Raw genomic sequence first — 4940 nt, 5'->3', positions numbered from 1 at the left:
CGCGCCCGCCGCGCCCGCCGCGCCCGCCGCGCCTGCCACGCCCCCCGCGCCTGTCGCGCCCGCCGTCCTGTCGGTCCGGGGTCTGACGGTCCGGTTCGGCGCGGTCACCGCGGTGCGCTCGGTCGACCTGCGGGTGGAACCCGGTCAGATCGTCGGGATGATCGGCCCGAACGGCGCGGGCAAGACGACGGTCATCGACGCGATCACCGGTTACACCCCGTTCTCGGTCACGTCGATGACGTTGGGCGGCGTCCGGCTGGACCGTCTGCCGGCGCACCGGCGGGCCCGCGCCGGCATCAGCCGGTCGTTCCAGAACCTGGAGCTGTTCGACGATCTGACGGTCATCGAGAACATCCAGGCGGCCAGCGACCGCCGGGACACCCGCGCCTATCTCACCGACCTGCTGTTCCCCCGGGGACGTCCGCTCGAGCCGGCCGCGGTCGCTGCGATCGACGCCTTCGGGCTGCGCGACGATCTCCTGCGCACCGTGGCGGAGCTTCCCTACGGTCGCCGTCGGCTGCTGGCCATCGCCCGGGCTGTCGCGGCGCGCCCCGCCGTGCTGCTGCTCGACGAGCCGTGCGCCGGGCTGGACGAATCGGAGAGCGCGGAGGTCGCGGGCCTGCTGCGTCGGCTCGCCGACGACTGGGGGCTGGGCATCCTGCTCAACGAACACGACATGGACGTGGTCATGGGGGTCTGCGACCGGGTGGTCGTGCTGGACGCCGGGGAGCGCATCGCCGAGGGGACGCCGGAGCGGGTGCGCGAGGACCCCCGGGTGCGGGTCGCCTGCCTGGGGGAGGCGGCGGTCCCGGCTCGGTTGACGGATCCGGCTCGGTTGACGGATCCGGCCCGGTTCGCGGCCGGCCCCGCGGTGCTGGCGGCGCGGGGCCTGTCCGCCGGCTACGGCAACGGCCCGGTGGTCCGCGACCTCAACCTGGAGGTGTACGCCGGCGAGGTCGTGACCCTGCTCGGCCCGAACGGTGCCGGCAAGACGACGACACTGCTGGCGCTGGCCGGCGCGATCCCGTCAGCGGGAGGCGAGGTCCTGCTCGCCGGGGCCGTGACGACCGCCGCGCTGCACGAACGGTGCCGGCGTGGCCTGAGCCTGGTTCCCGAGGAACGCTCGGTCATCATGGACCTCACCGTCCGGGAGAATCTCCGGGTCGGTCGATGCGACCCGGACCTCGCCCTCGCGGTCTTCCCCGAGCTCGCCGAGCACCTCGACCGGCGGGCGGGGCTGCTCTCCGGGGGGCAGCAGCAGATGGTGACCCTCGCGCGCGCCCTGGCGCGCCGGCCCACGGTTCTGCTCGCCGACGAGCTCTCGCTGGGCCTCGCGCCGCGCGTCGTGGACCGTCTGCTGGCGGCGGTGCGCGCCGCCGCGGACGACGGGCTCGCCGTGATCCTCGTCGAGCAGCACGTCCGCAGCGCCCTGTCGATCGCCAATCGGGTGCACGTCCTGCGGCACGGGGCCCTCGCCTGGTCGGGCACCGCCGCCCAGGCCCGTGCCGACCGGGAGATCCTGCTCGGCGCCTATCTGTCACCCGGGCGGCCGGCGGACTCCGGCGATGGTGCCCCGTCCGGTGGTGCCCCAGCCGGCGATGGCGCCCTCAGCGGCCCGCGTGCCTGACCCGGGTCAGCGTGTGCCTCAGAGTCAGGAGGCGGCCCGGCGCAGGATGTCCAGGCCGGAGTAGGTCTCCGGGCCGAGCGGCACGAAGCTCTTCGACGCGCTGTCCCAGCGGGCTCCCCGCAGCGTGGTGTTGAAGATCCGTTCCGCCCCGGGGATCGGCGTCGTCGCCGTGAGGTTCAGCCGCGGGACGATGCCGCCCAGGTCCAGGTCGGTGGTCCGGTTGAGCTGGTCGAGCAGGGTGCGGGCGGTGAGCTCGCCGGACACCTTGTTGCCCACCTTCTCGGCGATCTGCACGGACAGCCACGCGCCGGTGGTGGTCGTCGTGGTGCGCAGCGCGGGGGCCGCGTCCGCGTCCCCGCCGGCCTGCTCGGCGTCCAGTTCGGAGATCATCCGGGCGACCTCGGGGAACTGGCCGGCTTGGCTCAGCTCGGGGAACGCGGTCGCGACCACGAGGTTGTCCGCGGCCGGACCGAGCGTCGACAGGTACTTCGGCGAGAGGGTTCCGGCCGCGTGGCAGGTCCGGACCCGCTGGCCGGCCTGGGAGATCACCGCATAGGCGGCCTGGTCGAACACGACGAGCACGGCTCCGTCGGCACCGGACCGGGTGAGCTGGGAGATCGCCGGGGTGAAGTCGCTCGTCGTGATCGGAATACGGATCTTCGGATTGATCGGACGGTTTACCGCCTTCGCGCCGCCCTCGGCCATGATGATGAGCCGGTCGCTGGCGCTGAGGTCGTAGCCGACCAGCCCGAGGCGGGTGGCCCCCGCCTTGGCGAGCAACGACGGGCAGACCGCGGGGTAGAGGGTCAGCGGGCTGATGACGTAGCTGATCGGGGAGCTGAGCTCGGATCCGTCGGCCGAGATCCCGGCCGAACCGATGGACGGGACCCCCGCGTTCTCCAGGATGGGCATGATCCCGCCCGAGCCGCTGACCTCGCTGACGACCGCGAGCACGTGCTGATCCACCGCCTGCTGGGCGCACTTCCTGGCCATGGCGGCGTCGTTCTTCTCGTTGCAGTGCACGAGCTCGACCCGGTGGCCGGCGATCCCGCCCCGGGCGTTGACCCCGCGCACGGCGGCCCGGGCGGCGGCCACCATCTCCGGGTAGTTCGTCCCGGACGTGCCCACCGGGGCGATGATCATCAGCTTGACCGTCGATCCGGCCGAGGAGGTGCCGGTGGCTTCGCCGTCCGAGTCGCCACCGCACGCGGCGAGCGTTCCCGCCAGCACGGCGCCCAGAACCGCCGCGGCGAGCCGCCGGAGCCCGTACCGTCGTCCCACCGTGCCGCCTCCTCGTCGTGCGTGCCTCGTCATGCGTCCCGTGTTCCGGTCCCCTGCCGGGCCCCGCTGTCCCCTGCCGGGCCCCGCCACGGTAGACCTGCCTGCTCAGGACGGATACGCCCGGGTTAGCCGGGACCCGCACGGGCCGCGGCGCGGGGTCGCGTCCCGGCGTCAGATCACCTCAGATCACCTCAGAGCACCTGGGACCAGGCGTAGGTGAACCCCATGATCTGGTTGGCGAGGGTCTCCAGGCGGGCCGCGACGGTTGGGTCGAGTACTCGCCCGTGCGGGTCGAAGAGCGGCACCGCGGTGTTCAGGGTGACTCCCAGCGGGGTCGGCCAGCCGCGCAGGGCGTGCACCGTTGAGCGCAGGGCCGTCAGCGTCGTCCCGGCCGCCTGCGTGCCCCGGGCTCCGACGATCAGTGCGACCGCCCGGCCGTCCAGGTAGGGCCGGGGCGCGCCGCGCAGGTCCTCCAGATAGTCCAGGGCGTTCTTGACCTGGCCCGACATCCCGCCGTGGTAACCGGGAGTCGCGATCACGAGGCCGTCGGCCCGTTCGACGGCGGCGAGAAGGCGCAGCGCCGCGGCGGGACGTTCCTGGCGTTCCGGCGCGTACATCGGCAGGTCCAGGTCCGCCGCACCGAGCAGTATCGTCTCCGCGCCGGCCTGCCCCATCATCGCCAGCACCGTCGCCAGGGCCTGGTGGGTGGTGGAGTTCGCCCGGCTGCTGCCACCGATGCCGACGATTAACGGGCGGCGGCGACGGGCCCGCACCGGACCGGGACCGTCCGGCGGCATGCCGGGCGAACGGTGCGCCGAGACCCGGCTGGGCAGCCCGGAGACGGGATCCGTACCGACCGTCTGGCTGCCCGTCTGGCTGCGCCCGCTCCTCGGTTCGCCGTTGCTGGCACCCGGTTGGAACATGCCGAATGTGTCTCCCACTACCCCTCCTCGTCCCGGATCCGGCGTCCCGGATCCGGCGTCCCGGATCCGGCGTCTCGGTCCGGCGTCTCGGTCCGGCGTCCCGGATCTGGCTCATGTCGGTCCGGCGATGGACCGCCACCCGCGTGCCGTCGCGTCTGTCCTATCGCGGATGTCCTAGCCGATGTCCTATCGGACGGGCTGACCACACCGATCGAGGGGGTTGCGGGTCCGGCGCAGCGCGGCCGGCAGCGCGCGGGCGCCCGGCCCCAGCTCGGCGATCCGGTCGTGCGGATTCGAGATGCGGCAGCGAAGCAGCGACAGGCAGCCGCAGCCGATGCACGAGTCGAGTCCGTCACGCAGCGCGACCAGAGCCGCGATCTCGTCGTCCAGCCGGCCGCGCCACCGCCGCGAGACCGCGGACCAGTCCGCCTTGGTCGGCGTGCGCGACTCGGGCAGCGACGACAGGGTCTCCCGCACCTCGTCGAGACTGAGCCCGACCGCGGTGGCGGCGCGGATGAACGCCAGCCGCCGCAGGACATGGCGCTCGTACCGGCGCTGCCCACCCGAGGTCCGGGTGGCGGTGAGCAGGCCCCGCTGTTCGTAGAAGCGCAGCGCCGACGCGGCGAAGCCACTTCGTTGCGAGAGCTCACCCACGGTCATCAGATCGGTAGGAAGCATGCCCGCAGACTATGGTGTTGAAGTTGAACTCAACATGAGGTTCCCGGAACCCGGCGGCGCCGCGACGGGCTGGCCGTCACGCCCCGTCACTCTTCGCCACGCCTCGTTACGTCTCGCCGCCCCTCGTTGCCCCGCGTCGCCCCTCGTCACGCCCTGGCTCCGTGGTAACGGGGATCACCCCCGGCCGTCCCGGCAGCGCGTTTGCCGCGGTCGCCGCCCATGGCAGGCTTCGTCGCGATGGACGACATCACGCATCGGCGGTTCAACCCGCTCACCGGCCGTTGGGTTCTGGTCTCGCCGGGGCGGACGCGGCGACCGTGGCACGGCGGTCAGGAACCACCGCCGGTGCCGGCCGCAGTCGCCCATGATCCTCTATGCGACCTCTGCCCGGGCAACCTCCGGGCCGGCGGTGAACGCAACCCCTCCTACTC

At 73.2% G+C, this 4940-nt stretch carries 4 protein-coding genes and 1 pseudogene; 2 read left to right on the top strand and 3 right to left on the bottom strand.

The genetic code is table 11. From position 1 onward, the window contains the following. The coding region (locus tag AC08OP_RS20565) for an ATP-binding cassette domain-containing protein (RefSeq protein ID WP_476615676.1) at positions 1-1627 on the top strand (1627 nt) is incomplete at its 5' end. A gap of 24 nt (positions 1628-1651) precedes the next feature. Here AC08OP_RS20565 and AC08OP_RS20560 read toward each other — a convergent pair. The 3 genes from AC08OP_RS20560 to soxR form a co-directional block, all read right to left on the bottom strand. After that, entirely contained in the window at positions 1652-2908 is a 1257-nt protein-coding gene (locus tag AC08OP_RS20560) for an ABC transporter substrate-binding protein (protein ID WP_476615675.1), read from the bottom strand. 191 nt (positions 2909-3099) lie between these two features. Then, on the bottom strand, positions 3100-3849 hold the full coding sequence (locus tag AC08OP_RS20555; RefSeq protein WP_476615674.1) for an NADPH-dependent FMN reductase: 750 nt from the start codon (positions 3847-3849) through the stop codon (positions 3100-3102). Positions 3850-4017: 168 nt separating this feature from the next. Continuing rightward, complete coding sequence (gene soxR / locus AC08OP_RS20550; protein ID WP_462187095.1) at positions 4018-4509, bottom strand: redox-sensitive transcriptional activator SoxR; 492 nt, start codon at positions 4507-4509, stop codon at positions 4018-4020. Positions 4510-4728: 219 nt separating this feature from the next. Here soxR and AC08OP_RS20545 point away from each other — a divergent pair. After that, positions 4729-4940, top strand: a pseudogene (locus AC08OP_RS20545) (galactose-1-phosphate uridylyltransferase); the annotation flags it as partial.

Source organism: Frankia sp. CeRuru1 (assembly GCF_977966315.1).
The sequence above is the reverse complement of the archived record's forward strand: the minus strand, read 5'-3'. Positions and strand labels throughout refer to the sequence as shown.